Raw genomic sequence first — 16,296 nt, 5'->3', positions numbered from 1 at the left:
CCAGCCGGTGCCGTACGGCGCCATGGGGCGGAGCCATGTGACGCCATCATGGCGTCATCTCCAGGCGGCGGCGCAGCCGGTTCTCCTCCGGCAGCGCCGCCACCGGCCGGTCTGCGGCTGCGGCCCGGCGCGGCCGGCCCGCTCACGGCCGCGCCTCGTCCGGCTCCGGATCGGGCACGATCACCGTGCCCGCCCCCTCGTCCGTGAACATCTCCAACAGCACCGCATGCGGAACGCGCCCGTCGATCACGCGCGCGGCGCCGACGCCACCGCGCACGGCGCGCAGGCACCCGGTCATCTTGGGGACCATCCCGTCGGCGAGCTCGGGGAGCAGCTTCTCCAGTTCGCGCGCGGTGAGCCGGGTGATGACCTCACCCCCCGCCGGCCAGCCCGCGTACAGGCCCTCGACGTCGGTGAGCATCACGAGCGCCTCCGCCTTCAGCGCGGTGGCCAGAGCGGCCGCCGCCGTGTCGGCGTTGACGTTGTAGACGTGGCCGTCCTCGGCACTGCGGGCGACGGACGAGACGACCGGTATCCGGCCGTCCGCGAGCAGCGCCTCGACGGCGCCGGTGTCCACCCGGGTGATGTCGCCGACCCGGCCGATGTCCACCGGTTCACCGTCGACCCAGGGCACGTGCCGGACGGCGGTGAGGGTGTCGGCGTCCTCACCGGTCATGCCGACGGCCAGCGGGCCGTTCGCGTTGATCAGCCCGACGAGCTCGCGCTGGACCCGGCCGGCGAGCACCATGCGGACCACGTCCATCGCCGGTGGCGAAGTGACCCGCAGTCCGGCTCTGAACTCACTGGCCAGGCCGCGCCGTTCGAGTTCGGCGCCGATCTGCGGGCCGCCGCCGTGGACGACCACCGGCCTGAGGCCCGCGTAGCGCAGGAAGACGACGTCCCGGGCGAAGGCCGCGGTCAACTGCTCGTCGACCATGGCGTGCCCGCCCAGTTTGATCACCACGGTGCGGTTCTGGTGACGGGTCAGCCACGGCAGCGCGTCGCAGACGGACCGCGCCTTGTCCAGGGCGGACCGCTGATGGCGGGTCAGCCGGATCTCATGTGCGGGGGAAAGGGAACGGCCGGTCGCGCTGGCGACGCTCATCGGCACAACTCCTTCTGTGGAGGGCTCGGCTCCGGCTCCCGGGGACGTGAAGGACCACGGCACGGGGCCGTGGTCGCCCGTCCAGCATTGCGCGCGAGAAGGCGGGACGGGAAGTGCATTCCCGGGAACTCGACCGGAACCGCGGACATTCGGTGCTCGGTGTCCGGCACCGTTCAGGCCGTCCCGTCAACAGGACGACGGGACGGGCGGGCCGAAGGGACCGGAGGTGCACCGCATGCGGCCGACGGTCTCCACGCGGCGTCCGAAAGGTGCCATGATCGGGCACGGCGGTCTCGCCAACTCCCTCCCCATTGATGGATGACGGTCCTTTCCCGGCCGGGAAGCGGGCCGTGAACGGCTTGAATTGGAGTGGATTCATGAGCAGCAACCCGTTCGACGACGCCGACGGCCGGTTCTACGTCTTGGTGAACGACGAGGGGCAGCATTCGCTGTGGCCGTCGTTCGCCGAGGTGCCCGCCGGCTGGCGCGTCGTTTTCGGCGAGGAAAGCCGCCAGCTGTGCCTGGAGCACGTCGAGGCGAACTGGACCGATCTGCGGCCGAAGAGCCTGCGCGACGCGATGGACGCCGACCGGGTGGCCGTCGACGCCGCGTGAGCGTACGGCACGGCTCCGCGCATTCCGCATGCGTCTGAACGCACGGACCGGGGAACGCGGAATGCAGAAAGCGGAATGCGGGTGACGTCGGAAAGGGTGGGCCCCGGTGCTGTTCGTCCAGCACCGGGGCCCACCCTTCGGTCGTGCCGGGCGTACGGGTCAGGCCCGCACGGCCGTGCCCGCGGCCTCGACGGCCCGGGTCCCGGCCAGCTCCTGCTCGGCCCTGCGCAGGACGATGGAGTCGGCGATCTCCCCGCTGCGCACGGCGATGTTGGACAGCAGCGACGACGACAGGCCGTGGGTGTGCTCGGTGCCGCCCTGGAGGTAGATCCCGCAGGACGGCCCGGACGCGGTGACGAGGCGGTAGTCGCGCTCCACCCGGTGCCGGCCGCTCTCGTCCCGCAGGAAGTGCCGGTCGAAGTCGCCGAGCAGGCCGGAGGGGTCCATGCCCTCGTAGCCGGTCGCGAACACGAGCGCGTCGACGTGGAGTTCCTGGGGCTCGCTGTCGAGCAGCGAGCGCAGGGTGAGCCGCGTCTCGTTGCCGACCCTCGCGACGTCGGCGACCCGGGTGAGGTTGAGGAAGTGCAGGCGCTTGTCGCCGCGCACCTCCTCCTCGTACGAGCGCTGGTGCAGGGCGCGGATCACCTCGTCGTCGACGACGGAGTAGTTGGTGTTGCGGTGGTAGTGCCAGAAGGCCTCCCGCGCCTGATCGGTGCCGAAGTAGTACTCGTCGACGGCCGCCGGGTCGAACACCTGGTTGGCGAAGGGCGTGTCGTCCGCCACGGAGTAGCCGTAGGACGGGATGACGGCGCTGACCCGCGCGTGCGGGAGCATGTCGTACAGGAAGCGGGTGATCTCGGCCGCGCTCTGGCCGGCTCCGACCACCGCCACGCTCTTGAGTTCGTCGGGGTCGAGGCTGCGGAACCGCTCCAGGAACTGCGAGCTGTGCCAGACCCGTTCGTCGGCGGTCACCCCGGCCGGGAGGCGGGGCACCAGGCCGGTCGATATCGCCACGTTGCGCGCCCTGACCAGCCGGACGTCGCCGCCGGCGCCCCGCACCTCCAGCCGGAGGTGCTCGGGGGATCCGGCGCCGGCGTCACCGGAGGGCCGGATCGCGGTGACCTCGCAGCCGTAGGACACCCGGTCGGCCAGGCCCGCCGCCGCCCATTCCAGGTACTGGTGGAATTCCTGCCGGGTCGGGAAGAAGTCCTGGTTGTTGACGAACTGCACCAGGCGGCCGGCCTCGTGCAGATACGAGACGAAGCTGAACCTGGACACCGGATTGCGGAAGGTGGCCAGGTCCTTCAGGAAGGAAATCTGCATGGTCGTCGACGGCAGCAGCATATTGCGATGCCATCCGAACGACTCCTGACGCTCGAAGAACGCGGCCTTGACCGGACGCTCCGGAACGTTGGCCCGGTGCTCTTCCAGAGCGATGGCGAGCGACAGGTTGGACGGGCCGAAGCCGATGCCGACCACGTCGTGAATCTCTTGGTCATGCGTACCCGTTGTACCCATAGACAATTCTCCCGCTAGCGTCTTGGAATCTCGTCCGGTGATCCGGGAGACCTTTGTTCAGTATTGCGCCGAAGAACGTCCCGGCGCCAACCTGAAGGCATCAGCAAAGCAATCCGAACGGCCTTTGATGCGGACCGGATACGGAAGACCGCGTATCCCCGTCCCGGTGACGGGACAGCGATACGGCCGGTCCGGATTTCCATGCATTCGAGTACCGCGTGCCGACCGAGAGGTGAATTCCGGATGTTCGTCCCGAGCAACTACCGTGAACCGGACAGTTCATGGATGACCGATCTGATGCGCGACAATCCCCTGGCACTGGCCGTGACGAACGGGACGGCCGACTGCGGCCCGTTCGCCACCCATCTTCCGGTCATCGCCGATCCGCAGGCGAACGAGGAATGGGCCCCCGATCTGTCCGGCGGCAGGCTCCTCGGCCACATGAACAAGGCGAATCCGCACTGGGCCGCACTGAAGACGGGCGGTGTGGTCCTACTGGCCTTCACCGGCCCGCATTCCTATGTCTCTCCCACGGTGTACGAGAAGTCACCGGCGGCCCCGACGTGGGATTTCACCTCCGTGCACGTGCGCGGCGTGGTGGAGAAGATCGAGTCGAGCGAGGAGACGATGCAGGTCGTGCAGTCCACCGTGCGCGCCTTCGAGGAGGCGAAGTTCGGAACGGGCTGGGACATGACCGACTCGGTCGGCTACTTCCACCAGCTGCTCCCCGGCGTGGGCGCCTTCCGGATCACGGTGACCGGCGCCGAGGGCATGTTCAAGCTCAGCCAGGAGCAGCCGGCCGAGGTGCGCGGCCGGGTACTGGACTCCTTCACCCGCAGCGGGTGCACGCGGCAGCGCGACACGGCCGACCTCATGCGGCAGCTGCCCTGATCCGCGGGCGGCGGCCCGCCGGGTCCCCGGGCCCGCACTCCCCCGCGAGTGCGGGCCCGAGGGCCCCACGGCCGTGGGCGGCGTTCAGGCATCGGGGGCCGGTCCCTGGGGGGCCGCCGCCTGCGGCAGCCCCCTGCCCGCGGCCGGCTTCGGCCCTTCGAGCTCCAGCGGTCCCGCGGGCCCGGCCGGTATCCCCGTCGGCTCCGCGGGCGTCCCCACCAGTTCCGCCGGCCCCTGCACGGCTTCGCCCAGCCTGCCGAGCTCCGCCAGGGCCTGCTGCGCCGCGCTGTCCAGGGTGACGAGCACCCACCGCTCGAAGTCCACACCGGCCTGCTCGGCCGCCCGGTGCCACCACTGCAGGCGGCTGCCGGGCACTTCGAGCCTCCGCGTCGGTTCCGCGGAGATCCGGGGCTGCGTCCGGTTCTCCCGCGCGGCACGGATGGCGCTGCGCAGTTGCTTGGTGGTCCACCGGCGCTGCTCGGCGCGGTCGAGCCAGGCCTCCTGCTCGTCGTGCGGCAGGGACGCCAGCTCGGCGTGGTGCTGGAAGCTGAGCGCGCCGCGCCGGCGGCCGAAGTCGAACCGCCGGGACACCCACGCGTAGTTGCGCAGGGTCTGGTACTGGAGCCCCGCGGCCCGGATCCCGCGCTGGTAGCGGTCGGTGTAGTGGTCCTTGCCGTACACGAGCCAGTCCCCGAGCCACCACGAGGAGGAATCCACGATTCCGGACAGCTGTCGGCCGGCCTTCTCCCAGTCGTCGAAGGACATCCCCGCCGGCATCTGCAGTCCGACCTTCGTGGTCAGTACCTGACCGCGCCGCGGATCCTCGCCCACGGCCCTGCGCGGCCTCGGCGCCTGGTCGGGGCCCGTGCGGATCTGCCCCGTTCTCGATCCCTCGATGTCGCCGGCCTGAATCACCATCATGCCTCCCTGAGACGGGGTCCACAGAACAGGTGTGGAGGCTCGCAGCACGTGCTAAAGGCGTGCCAAAGTCGCCCGCGGCCCGCAGCGGAGCGTCCTGTCGACGGGACGGCCGGCCGCCCCGTCGAACAACTGAGCAGTCGTTGCCCGCCGGCTCCGCCTGTCGCCGCCGTTCTGTTCTCCGCCTCCGGGGCGAGCGGTATGTTCATTCTCGGCCAGAGTTTCTCCGCAGCGGCTCAGCAGAATTCCCATCGCCGCCGGCTCGGCTTTTCTCGCGAGGCATCACAGGTGAAGCGGAACGGCTATGGCCATTTCCTCTCGTCCGCACTGCGCCTCCCTATTCAGCTCATTCAGTCGATTCAGCAGGAGCAGGAGGATCGGAAGATGACGCACTCCCCGGCCCACAGGGCGCCCGTCTCGTCGCGCGCGGCGCGGCTCAAGGGCAGCGGCCTGACCGAGGTGTTCATGCTGGCGCGGACCCGTGACGCCGTCGATCTGGCCGTCGGCACCCCCGGCCACCCCAAGACCTCCGCCGACATGATCGAGGAGGCCGCCCGGGCCGTGCGGGCCGGCCACAACCAGTACGAGCACCCCAACGGCGACGCCCTGCTGCGCCGGCGGATCGCGGAGTCCCTGGGGACCCCGACCGACCCGGACACCGAGGTCACCGTCACCGCGGGCGCGACGGAGGCCCTCTTCGTCGCCCTGCTGGCCACCGTCGACCCCGGTGACGAGGTCATCCTGCTCGACCCGGGCTTCGACCACTTCACCGCCGCCGTCGAACTGACCGGTGCCGTACCCCGGTACGTACGGCTGCACGCGCCCGAGTGGCGCTTCGACCCCGCCGAGCTGGCCGCCGCCTTCTCCCCCCGCACCCGGGCCGTCCTCCTGAACACCCCCGGCAACCCGACCGGCCGGGTCCTCACCGCACAGGAGCTGGACGAGATCGCCGCGCTGTGCGAGCGGTGGGACGCCACCGTGATCTCCGACGAGGTCTACCGGTCCTTCACCTTCGACGGCCGCCCCCACGTCTCCGTCGCCGACGTGCCCGCACTCGCCGGGCGCAGCATCGTCGTCGGGTCCCTGTCGAAGAGCCACGCCGTCAGCGGTTGGCGGCTGGGCTTCCTGCGGTCCGATCCGGTGCGCACCGCCGCCCTGCGCCAGGTGCACGAACTCACCACGCTGGGCGCCGCCGTCCCGCTCCAGGTGGCCGCGGGACGCACCGCCCACCGCGTCGACCTGCCGGCCGCCTCGGCCGAGATGGCCGAGCGGCGCGACCTCGCCCAGGACGTCTTCTCCCGCATGGGCATGAAGTTCGCCCCGGCGGAGGGCGGCTGCTTCCTCTTCGCCGACATCTCCCCGCTCACCGGCGGCCGGCAGGACAGCCTCGGCTTCGTCCGCGAACTCCTGGACCGCACCGGCGTGCTGGTCGTTCCCGGCACGCCCTTCTTCGCCGATCCCGCCGCCGGGGAGCAGTACGTGCGCATCGCCTTCAACCGGCAGGCCCGCGTCCTGCGCGAGGCCGAGCGCCGCCTCCTGAACACCTGACCACCGAACCACAACGGGGAGGAAAGGCATGAAGCACCGCAGCGCCGGCCCGCTGGGCCCGCTTCCGGAGTTCCTCGGTCAGTACGTGGCCGGGGAGGGGCAGGTACCGGACGGCATCGACGTCGTCCCGTTCTTCACGCCCGCCGGGGACAAGATGTGGCTGGTGTGCGACTACGCGCTGGCCCGCCGGGTCCTGACGGACCGGCGGTTCAGCCGCGCGGAGGCCGTCACGCCGCGGGCCCCGAAGCTCAACGACGCCCAGCCCGTGCCGAATTCCATGATGAGCATGGACGGAGCGGACCACTCCAGGCTGCGGCGCGTCGTGACCAAGGCGTTCACCACGGGCCGCGCCGCCTCCCTGGCGCCGGCCGTCGAGGAGCTGGCCGACCGCCACCTCGACGCCCTGGCCGCGTCGGGGCCCGGCTCCGATCTGATCGAAGTGCTCGCCGCACCGCTGCCGCTGGCCGTGCTGTGCTCGCTGCTCGGGATACCGCCCGAGGACGCCGCCCGCTTCCGCGACTGGGTCGAGGTCCTCTTCGACATCTCGGCCAGCACCCCGCAGGAGAAGGCCAGGCGCCGCCTGGAACTGATCGACTACATGGCCGACCTGATCGACCGCAAACGCCGCCGGCCGCAGGACGACCTCCTCACCTCCATGATCGCGGCGCACGAGCAGGGTGACCTGTCCATGGGCGAACTGCTCACCATGGGGCTCACCCTGCTGATGGCCGGCTACGAGACGGTGGTCGGACAGCTCGGCCTGTCGGTGCACGCCCTGCTCCGCGACCCGGCCGCGTACCGGGAGCTGTGCGGGCGGCCCGACCGGCTGGCCCCGACGGTCGAGGAGCTGCTGCGGCTGACCCCCTCGACCCCGATCAGCTTCCCCCGGGTCGCGGTGGAGGCCGTACCGCTCGGCAGCGTCACGGTCCAGGCCGGGGAGGGCGTCATCGTCTCCCTGCTGCACGGGAACCGGGACGGCAAGACCTTCGCCGAGCCGGAACTGCTGGATCCGCAGGGGCACGACGCCGCGCACCTGACGTTCGGCCACGGGGTGCACCGGTGCCTCGGCGCACCGCTGGCCAGGCTCCAGCTGCAGATCGTGCTGGAGCGGCTGATGCGCCGGTTCCCCACCCTGCGGCCGGCCGCCGGCCCCGACGCCGTGGTCTGGAAGGACGGCCTCGGAACGCGGGGGCTGGCGCGGCTGCTCGTGGACTGGTGACCGAGCCGCCGCGCGCGCCGCGGGCCGGTCGTACAGGCGGGTCGCCTCCCGGGTGTTCCGGGCGTCCCCCTCGAAGTGCTGCTCCCCGGAACACCTTTGGACTTGGAGTGAGGATCCGCATGTCTGTCGAGACCACCCGCCGCGACGCCGAGTTCGCCGGGGCCGTCGGGGAGCCCGTCGCCGTCGTCGGACTGTCCTGCCGCGTCCCGGGAGCGGACGGGCCCGTCGAGGGCTTCGACCCGTCGTTCTTCGGGATCGAGCCCGCGGCTGCCGCATCGGTGGACGCGCGCCATGGGCTCCTGCTGCAACGCTGCTGGGAGGCCCTGGAGGAGTCCGGTACCGTGCCGGGCTCGCTGCGCGGGGCCGCCGGTACGGGTGTCTTCCTCGGCCAGGACGACGAGGGCGGGGGCGAGGGGCCCGCCGCCGCGGTCGCGGCCGTGTACGGCCTGACCGGTGCGCACCGGACCGTGTACGCGGGAGCGGCGTCGGCCCTGGCGGCGGTGCATGCGGCCGTCGGGAGCCTGCGCAGCGGCGAGAGCACGATCGCCCTCGCGGGCACCGCGGACGGGGCCGTCGTCGTCCTCAAGTGCCTCGCGCGGGCCGAGTCCGACGGCGACCGGATCCTCGCCGTGCTCGCTGCCACGGGCCCCGCCACCGGCTCCGACCCCGCGCCGGACGAGGGCTCCGGGGACGGCGGCGCCGGTGACCGCCTGGGTGAGGTGCTGCGGGCGGCCGGCGCCGGGCGGCGCTCGGTGGTGCGGGCGGCCGACGGCGACGGAGCCGTGTGGGCCGTCGAGGCCGACGGCCCGCCCCGGGAGCGTGCGCAGGACCGGGCCGACAGGCGGCCGGCCGCCTATCGGGGAGGGGTGGTGCCGTGGGTGCTCTCCGGGCACACCCCGGGCGCCGAGCGGGCCCGGGCGCACCAGCTCCTCGCCCGGCTCACCGAGGACACCGGCACTCCCTCCCCCGTGGCCGACATCGGGCACTCCCTGGCCGTGTCCCGTACCGCGTTCGCGCACCGCTCGGTCCTGCTGGCCGCGACGGGGGCGGAGTTCGCCGAGGAACTGGCCGCGCTCGCCGAGGGCCGCCGCGGACCCGGACGGGTCGGCGGCACGGCCGCCCCGCGCGAACGGGCCGTCTTCGTCTTCCCCGGCCACGGCGCGCAGTGGCCCGGCATGGCCGCCGACCTGCTCGACGGCTCCGACGTCTTCCTCTCCAGTGTCCGGGCCACCGCCGAGGCCCTCGCCCCCTACGTCGACTGGTCCCTGGAGGACGTGCTGCGCGGGGTGCCCGGCGCGCCTTCCCTCGACCGCGTCGACGTCGTCCAGCCCGCGCTGTTCGCGGTCTCCCTCGGCCTTGCCGCGCTCTGGCGCTCCTTCGGCATCGAACCGGCCGCCGTCGTCGGCCACAGCATCGGCGAGATGGCCGCGGCCGTCGTCGCGGGCGGGCTGACCCTGGCGGACGGTGCCCGGGTCAGCGCCCTGTGCGGGCGGGCCCAGGCACGGCTCGCCGGCCGCGGCTCCATGCTGTCGGTGCTCCTGCCCCTCGACGAGGTGCGGTCGCGGACGGCGCCGTACGCAGGACGGCTGTCCGTCGCGGGCGTCAACGGCCCGCAGTCCGTCACCGTCTCCGGTGCGCTCGACGCCGTCGAGCAGCTCGGCGCGGAACTCACCGCCGACGGCGTACGGGTGCGGCGGGTCGCCATCGACTACGCGGCGCACTCCGCGCACATCGACGAGATCCACGACGAGCTGCTCACCGTGCTGGCCCCGGTCCGGCCGCGCCGGGGCACCGTCCCCTTCCACTCCGGGCTGACCGGCGCGCTGCTGGACACCCGCTCGCTCGACGCCTCGTACTGGTTCCGCAGCCTGCGCGAGCCCGTGCTGTTCGAGCGCTCGGTCCGGTGCGTCGCCGACCACGACCTGTTCGTCGAGGTCGGTCCCCACCCGGTGCTGACCCTGCCGCTCGGGCAGACCCTGGAGGCCACCGGATCCACCGCCGCCACCCTCGGATCGCTGCGGCGCGGTGCGGACGGCCCGCAGCGCTTCCTGACGTCCGTGGCCGAGGCGTACGCGCACGGGGCCCCCGTCGACTGGAGCCCCGTCTTCTCCGCGGACTGCGCGGTCGTCGGCCTGCCCACGTACCCGTTCGGCGCCGACGCCACCGCCGCCCGCGACCCCTTCGGGATGGGCGGGGACCCGGAGCGCACGGCCCGCTTCCTCATGGACCTGGTGCGCAACGAGGTGGCCCTGGTCCTCGGGCGCGGCACGGGTGCGGACGTCGACCCGGCCCGCACCTTCCAGGAGCTGGGCTTCGACTCGGCGACCGCCGTGGAACTGCGCAACCGGCTCGTCGCCGCCACCGGCCTGCACCTGCCCACCACCGTGCTGTTCGACCGGCCCACCCCCGAGAAGCTGGTCGCCCGGCTCGCCGAGCTGTCCGGGACGGCGCTGCCCGCGCACCAGCCGGCCTCCCGGGCCGTCGCACGCCGCGACCACGGCTCCGACGAGCCGATCGCGATCGTGTCCATGGCGTGCCGTTTCCCCGGCGGGGTGACGTCCCCGGAGGACCTGTGGAAGCTGCTCGTGGAGGAGCGCGACGCGGTCTCCGACTTCCCCGGCAACCGCGGCTGGGCGCTGGAGACCCTCTTCGACGGGGACCCCGACCGCGCCGGCACCTCGTACACCCGCCAGGGCGGCTTCCTGCACGACGTGGACCGGTTCGACGCCGAGTTCTTCGGGATCAGCCCGCGTGAGGCCGCCGCCATGGACCCGCAGCAGCGCATGGTCCTCGAAACGGCGTGGGAGGCCGTGGAGCGCGCCGGGATCGACCCGGCCGAGCTGCGCGGCAGCGGGACCGGTGTGTACGTGGGCGCGATGGCCCAGGACTACGGCCCGCGCCTGCACGAGGCGGGCGAGGGAGTCGGCGGTTACCTGCTGACCGGCACGTACACGAGCGTGGTCTCCGGCCGCGCCTCCTACACCCTCGGTCTGGAGGGCCCGGCCGTCACCGTCGACACGGCGTGCTCGGCATCGCTGGTGGCACTGCACACGGCGGCCCAGGCGCTGCGGGCCGGCGAGTGCGAACTGGCGCTGGCCGGCGGGGTGACGGTCATGGCGACGCCGGGCATGTTCGTCGAGTTCAGCCGGCAGCGCGGACTGTCCGTGGACGGCCGCTGCAAGTCCTTCGCGGAGGCGGCGGACGGTACGGGCTGGGGCGAGGGCGTGGGCATGCTGCTCCTGGAGCGGCTCTCCGACGCCCGGCGCAACGGCCACGACGTCCTCGCGGTCATCCGCGGATCGGCCGTCAACCAGGACGGCGCCAGCAACGGGCTGAGCGCCCCCAGCGGCCCCTCCCAGGAGCGGGTCGTCCTGGAGGCCCTCGCCGCCTGCGGCCTGTCCGCGGCGGACGTCGACGCGGTCGAGGCGCACGGCACGGGGACCCGGCTCGGCGACCCCATCGAGGCGCAGGCGCTCCTTGCCACCTACGGCCGGGGGCACGACGCCGAGCGGCCGCTGTACCTGGGCTCGCTGAAGTCCAACATCGGGCACACCCAGGCCGCCGCCGGCGCGGGCGGCGTCATCAAGATGGTGATGGCCCTCCGCCACGGCCTGCTGCCGCGCACCCTGCACGTGGACGCGCCCACCTCGCACGTGGACTGGTCGAGCGGAGCGGTCGCGCTGCTGACCGAGGCCACGCCGTGGCCGGAGACCGGCCGGCCGCGCCGGGCCGGCGTCTCCTCCTTCGGAGTCAGCGGCACCAACGCCCACCTGGTACTGGAGCAGGCGGCGGAGCCGGCCGCCGACACACCCCCGCACACCGACACACCTGCGCACGCCGGGACCGCGCCCGTGCCCTTCCTCGTCTCCGCGAAGACCGAGCAGGCGCTGCGGGCCCAGGCGGGCCGGCTCCTGGAACACCTGAGCGCCGACCCCGGCGCCCGGCTCGCGGACGTCGGCCTCTCCCTCGCCGTGGGCCGCGCGCACTTCGACCGGCGGGCCGCGCTGGTGGCGGCCGACCGTGCCGAGCTGGAACAGGGCCTGCGGGCCCTGGCCGACGGCGGCACCGCCCGCGGGCTGGTGACCGGGCAGAGCCGGCCCGCGGCCCGGCCCGTGTTCGTCTTCCCCGGCCAGGGCGCGCAGTGGGCGGGCATGGCGGCCGGCCTGCTGGAGTCCTCCCCCGTCTTCGCGCGCCGGATGGCCGAGTGCGCCGAGGCCCTGGACCCGCTGGTGGACTGGTCGCTCCTGGACGTGGTCCGCGGCGCGCAGGGGGCTCCCGGCTTCGAGCGCGTGGACGTCGTCCAGCCCGTCCTGTGGGCGGTGATGGTGTCGCTGGCGGCGGTGTGGCGCTCGCTGGGCGTCGAACCGGCCGCCGTGGTGGGGCACTCGCAGGGCGAGATCGCGGCGGCCTGCGTGGCGGGCGTGCTCAGCGTCGAGGACGCGGCCCGGGTGGTGGCGCTGCGCAGCCGCGCCCTGACCGTGTTGTCGGGCCGGGGCGGCATGATGTCCGTGGCGCAGCCGGCCGCGTGGGTGCGGGAGCGGCTCGGCGCCTGGCCGGGCAGGATCTCCGTCGCCGCGGTCAACGGACCCGCCCAGACCGTGGTCTCCGGCGATCCGGAGGCTCTGCGGGAACTGCTCGCCCAGGTCAAGGAGGAGGGGGCGCGGGCCCGTCTGGTCGACGTGGACTACGCCTCCCACTCGGCCCACGTCGAGGAGCTGGAGGGTGAACTGGCCCGGCTCCTCGACGGCATCGAGGCGGGCCCGGGCGACGTAGCGGTGCACTCCTCGCTGACCGGGGCCCTGCTGCCCGACGCGAGCGTGATGGGCGCCGGCTACTGGTACCGCAACCTGCGCGAGACCGTGCAGTTCGAGCAGGTGGTCGGGCAGCTGATCGCTGCCGGGCACCACACCTTCATCGAGGTCAGCCCGCATCCGGTGCTCACCATCGGAGTGCAGGCGGCACTCGACGCCGCGGGCGTGCGGGGCGCCGCCCTGGGCACGTTGCGGCGCGACGAGGACGAGGCCGCGCGGCTGCTGCTCGCGCTCGGCGAGGCGCACTGCCACGGCGTCGGCATCGACTGGTCCGCCGTGTTCGCCGGTACGGGCGCCCGGCGGGTGCAGCTGCCGACGTACGCCTTCCAGCGGAGCCGGTTCTGGCTCGACACGCCGGTGACGGCGGACGACCCGGCCGGTCTGGGCCTCACCGCGGCGGAGCACCCGCTGCTGGGCGCGGTGACCAGCCTCGCCGACCGCGAGGGGGTGCTCTTCACGGGCCGTGTCTCCCGCCGTACGCACCCGTGGGTGGTGGACCACGCGGTCCTCGGCACGGTGCTGCTGCCCGGCACCGCCCTCGTCGACCTGGCCGTCTCCGCGGGCGACCGCTTCGGCCACGACCAGCTGCGGGAGCTGGTCCTGGAAGCGCCGCTGATCCTCCCGGAGGAGGGCGGCGTCCACCTCCAGGTGGCGCTCGGCCCCGCCGAGGAGTCCGGCACCCGGTCCGTCACCGTCCACTCCCGCCCCGAGGGCGCGGCCGACGCGGAGTGGACCCGGCACGCCTCGGGCGTCCTGGCAGCCGGCGAGCCGCCGGTGCCCGCCGCCGCGCCCGCCTGGCCGCCGCGCGGGGCACGGCCGGTCCCGCTCGATGACGTCTACGACCGTCTCGCGGAGCGCGGTTACGAGTACGGGCCGGTCTTCCAGGGACTGGAGCGGGTCTGGCTGTCGGAGCCGGGTGCGCACTCCGGTGCGGCGGGCGGGGAGCGGTTCGCCGAGGTCTCCCTCACGCCGGAACAGCACGCGGACGCCGCCTTCGCGATCCATCCGGCGCTCCTCGACGCGGCCCTGCACGCCGTGCTCCTGGGCGACGGCACCGAGCTGACCATCCCGTTCTCGTTCAGCGGGGTCACCCTGCACGCCTCGGGCGCGACCGCGCTGCGCGTGCACGTCGTTCCGGTCGACGCGAACACCGCCGCGCTGACGGCGACCGACCCGGAGGGCCGGCCCGTCGTCACGGTCGACCGCATCACGCTGCGTCCGGCCGGCGACCTGCGTGCGGCCGCGCAGGGCGCGGGGCGCAGCTCCGGCCTGCACCGGCTGGTGTGGCAGCCCCTCCCGCGGACCCAGGACGAACGGACCGCCGAGACCGCCGCCGGGCTGTGGGCCGTGCTCGGCTCCGACCCGCACGGGCTGGCCGGGGCCGTCGCCGGCGACACGTACGCCGATGTGGCGGAACTGCGGGCCGCACTGGGCGACGGCGCCCAACTGCCCTCCTCGATAGCCCTGTCCGACGAGTTCCCGGACGCGCACGAAGCGGTCCGCCGCACGCTCGCCCTCCTTCAGGAACTCCTCGGCGACAGCGAGCTGGACTCCACCCGGATCGTCCTGCTCACCCGCCGCGCCACCGCGCTCACCACCGACCAGGACATCCGCGACCTCCCCGCGGCGGCCCTCACCGGTCTCGTCCGCACCGCGCAGAACGAGTACCCCGGCCGTCTCGCCCACCTCGACATCGACGAAGCCGACCCCGGGCGGCTCGCCGCCGCGGCCCACACCGCGGCCACCGGCCCCGACACCCAGTTCGCCCTCCGCGACGGCCGGCTCCTCACCCCCCGCCTCGACAGCGTCCCCGCACCCACGGCCGAGACCGGCCTCGACCCCGAAGGCACCGTCCTCATCACCGGCGGCACCGGCGGACTCGGCCGGATCCTCGCCCGCCACCTGGTCACCCGCCACGGCGTCCGCCACCTCCTCCTCACCAGCCGCAGCGGACCGGACGCCCCCGGAGCCGGTGAACTCACCGCCGAACTCACCGCCGCCGGCGCCCACGTGACCGTCGCCGCCTGCGACACCGCCGTGCGCCAGTCACTGCAGAACCTCCTCGACACCATCCCCGTCCAGCACCCCCTCACCGCCGTCTTCCACGCCGCAGGAGCCCTCGACGACGCCACCCTCGGCAACCTCACAACTACGCCGCCGCCAACACCTACCTCGACGCCCTCGCGCACCACCGCCGCCACCACGGCCTCCCCGCCACCAGCCTCGCCTGGGGCCTGTGGGACACGGCCAGTGCCATGACCAGCGGGCTGAGCGACCTCGACGTCAAGCGGTGGGCCCGCAAGGGCGTGCTGCCGATCTCCGCCGAGCGCGGTATGGACATCCTCGATGCGGCCCTCACCTCGGCGGAGCCGCTGCTCGCCGCGGCCGACCTGGACCTGCGGGTCCTGCGCTCCCCGGACCGGTCCGCGCCGGCCCTGCTGCGCACCCTCGTCCCGGTCCCGCGCCGCCGGGCCGCCGCAGCCGCGGCTTCCCCCGCGGGCGGTACGGGCGGCGGCTCGTGGTCCGAGCGCACCGCCGCGCTCACGCCGGCCGAGCGGCTGCGTACGGTGGGCGAGCTCGTACGGACCACGGTCGCCGCGGTCCTCGGCCTCGCGGGCCCCGAATCCGTCGACGAGGACACGGCGTTCAAGACCCTCGGCATGGACTCGCTGACCGGGTTGGAGCTGCGGCGCCGGATCGTCGAGGTCACCGGGATCACACTGCCGGCGACCGCCGTCTTCGACCACCCCACGCCCACGGCCCTGGCGGCGTTCCTGGCGGGCGGACTCGCCGGGCCGGCGGGAGCGGCCGAGACGGCTCGTGGCGGGCGGCAGCCCGCGGTGCGCGACGCCTCCGACCACCAGGACCCGATCGTGATCGTCGGCATGGCCTGCCGCTACCCGGGCGGCACCCGCTCCCCGGAGGACCTGTGGCGGCTCGTCGCCGACGGCACCGACGCCATCGGCCCCTTCCCCACGAACCGCGGCTGGGCCCTGGACCGCCTCTTCGACGGGGACCCCGAACGTGCCGGCCACTCGTACGCCCGCAACGGCGGCTTCCTCTACGACGCCGACCGTTTCGACGCCGAGTTCTTCGGGATCAGCCCGCGCGAGGCCGCCGCGATGGACCCGCAGCAGCGCCTGCTGCTGGAGACCAGCTGGGAGGCGGTGGAGAGCGCGGGCATCGGGCCGGCCACCCTGCGCGGCACCCGTACCGGTGTCTTCAGCGGTGCGATGTACAGCGAGTACGCCTCCCACCTGCGCAACGCGCCGGAGGCGGTGGAGGCCTACCGTACGACCGGCAACACGCTCAGTGTGGCGTCCGGCCGGGTCTCGTACGCCCTGGGCCTCCAGGGTCCGGCGATCACGGTCGACACGGCGTGCTCGTCCTCGCTGGTCGCCCTGCACCTGGCCGCGCAGGCCCTGCGCCAGGGCGAATGCGGTCTGGCCCTCGCGGGCGGCGTGACGGTGATGGCGGTCCCGGACCTGTTCGTGGAGTTCAGCCGGCAGCGCGGGCTGGCGGCGGACGGCCGCTGCAAGTCCTTCGCGGACGCGGCGGACGGCACCGCCTGGAGCGAGGGGGTGGGCGTGCTGCTCCTGGAGCGGCTCTCCGACGCCCGCCGCAACGGCCACCGCGTCCTGGCCGTCGTCCGCGGCTCGGCCGTCAACCAGG

Annotated in this window: 8 protein-coding genes and 1 pseudogene; 6 read left to right on the top strand and 3 right to left on the bottom strand. The window is 73.7% G+C overall.

The annotated features are described in order from the left end of the window. Positions 1-142: 142 nt before the first annotated feature. Entirely contained in the window at positions 143-1,105 is a 963-nt protein-coding gene (gene argB, locus IF89_RS0128195) for an acetylglutamate kinase (RefSeq protein ID WP_078628568.1), read from the bottom strand. 377 nt (positions 1,106-1,482) lie between these two features. Here argB and IF89_RS0128190 point away from each other — a divergent pair, with 377 nt between their 5' ends. Beyond that, positions 1,483-1,719 carry an MbtH family protein gene (locus IF89_RS0128190; protein ID WP_030773943.1) on the top strand — a complete coding sequence of 79 codons (237 nt, stop codon included), beginning with the start codon at positions 1,483-1,485 and terminating at the stop codon, positions 1,717-1,719. A gap of 159 nt (positions 1,720-1,878) precedes the next feature. On the opposite strand, the gene IF89_RS0128185 is transcribed toward IF89_RS0128190, so the two are convergent. After that, on the bottom strand, positions 1,879-3,237 hold the full coding sequence (locus tag IF89_RS0128185) for a lysine N(6)-hydroxylase/L-ornithine N(5)-oxygenase family protein (protein WP_030773940.1): 1,359 nt from the start codon (positions 3,235-3,237) through the stop codon (positions 1,879-1,881). Positions 3,238-3,438: 201 nt separating this feature from the next. Between IF89_RS0128185 and IF89_RS0128180 the strand changes: the two genes are divergently transcribed. Then, positions 3,439-4,128, top strand: a complete 690-nt coding sequence (locus IF89_RS0128180; protein WP_324605366.1) for an FMN-binding negative transcriptional regulator — start codon at positions 3,439-3,441, stop codon at positions 4,126-4,128. A gap of 84 nt (positions 4,129-4,212) precedes the next feature. Here the strand turns inward: IF89_RS0128180 and IF89_RS38345 are convergent, their stop codons facing one another. Beyond that, positions 4,213-5,049 carry an LmbU family transcriptional regulator gene (locus IF89_RS38345; RefSeq protein ID WP_199820575.1) on the bottom strand — a complete coding sequence of 279 codons (837 nt, stop codon included), beginning with the start codon at positions 5,047-5,049 and terminating at the stop codon, positions 4,213-4,215. A gap of 381 nt (positions 5,050-5,430) precedes the next feature. On the opposite strand from IF89_RS38345, the gene IF89_RS0128170 reads away from it, so the two are divergent. From IF89_RS0128170 to IF89_RS44750, 4 genes and pseudogenes are all read left to right on the top strand, one after another. Continuing rightward, a complete protein-coding gene (locus tag IF89_RS0128170; RefSeq protein ID WP_030773932.1) occupies positions 5,431-6,594 on the top strand; it encodes a pyridoxal phosphate-dependent aminotransferase in 1,164 nt (387 codons plus the stop codon). A 28-nt stretch (positions 6,595-6,622) separates the two neighbouring features. Then, the gene (locus IF89_RS0128165) at positions 6,623-7,813 is read left to right on the top strand and encodes a cytochrome P450 (RefSeq protein ID WP_030773928.1); all 1,191 of its coding nucleotides are present in this window, start codon (positions 6,623-6,625) and stop codon (positions 7,811-7,813) included. A 119-nt stretch (positions 7,814-7,932) separates the two neighbouring features. Next, positions 7,933-14,807 (top strand): annotated as a pseudogene (locus tag IF89_RS38340) (acyltransferase domain-containing protein); the annotation flags it as partial. Positions 14,808-14,879: 72 nt separating this feature from the next. Then, on the top strand, positions 14,880-16,296 hold a 1,417-nt coding region (locus IF89_RS44750), incomplete at its 3' end, for an acyl carrier protein (protein WP_324605365.1).

It is taken from the genome of Streptomyces sp. NRRL F-2664 (genome assembly GCF_000719345.1).
In the GTDB taxonomy this organism is placed as follows: domain Bacteria; phylum Actinomycetota; class Actinomycetes; order Streptomycetales; family Streptomycetaceae; genus Streptomyces.
This window is presented reverse-complemented; position numbering and strand designations above follow the sequence as displayed.

What these genes read in the sequence shown, in the direction of transcription:
- argB (WP_078628568.1), bottom strand. Translation starts at nt 1,105, where the DNA reads ATGAGCGTCGCCAGCGCGACCGGCCGTTCCCTTTCCCCCGCACATGAG.
- IF89_RS0128190 (WP_030773943.1), top strand. Translation starts at nt 1,483, where the DNA reads ATGAGCAGCAACCCGTTCGACGACGCCGACGGCCGGTTCTACGTCTTG.
- IF89_RS0128185 (WP_030773940.1), bottom strand. Translation starts at nt 3,237, where the DNA reads ATGGGTACAACGGGTACGCATGACCAAGAGATTCACGACGTGGTCGGC.
- IF89_RS0128180 (WP_324605366.1), top strand. Translation starts at nt 3,439, where the DNA reads ATGCATTCGAGTACCGCGTGCCGACCGAGAGGTGAATTCCGGATGTTC.
- IF89_RS38345 (WP_199820575.1), bottom strand. Translation starts at nt 5,049, where the DNA reads ATGATGGTGATTCAGGCCGGCGACATCGAGGGATCGAGAACGGGGCAG.
- IF89_RS0128170 (WP_030773932.1), top strand. Translation starts at nt 5,431, where the DNA reads ATGACGCACTCCCCGGCCCACAGGGCGCCCGTCTCGTCGCGCGCGGCG.
- IF89_RS0128165 (WP_030773928.1), top strand. Translation starts at nt 6,623, where the DNA reads ATGAAGCACCGCAGCGCCGGCCCGCTGGGCCCGCTTCCGGAGTTCCTC.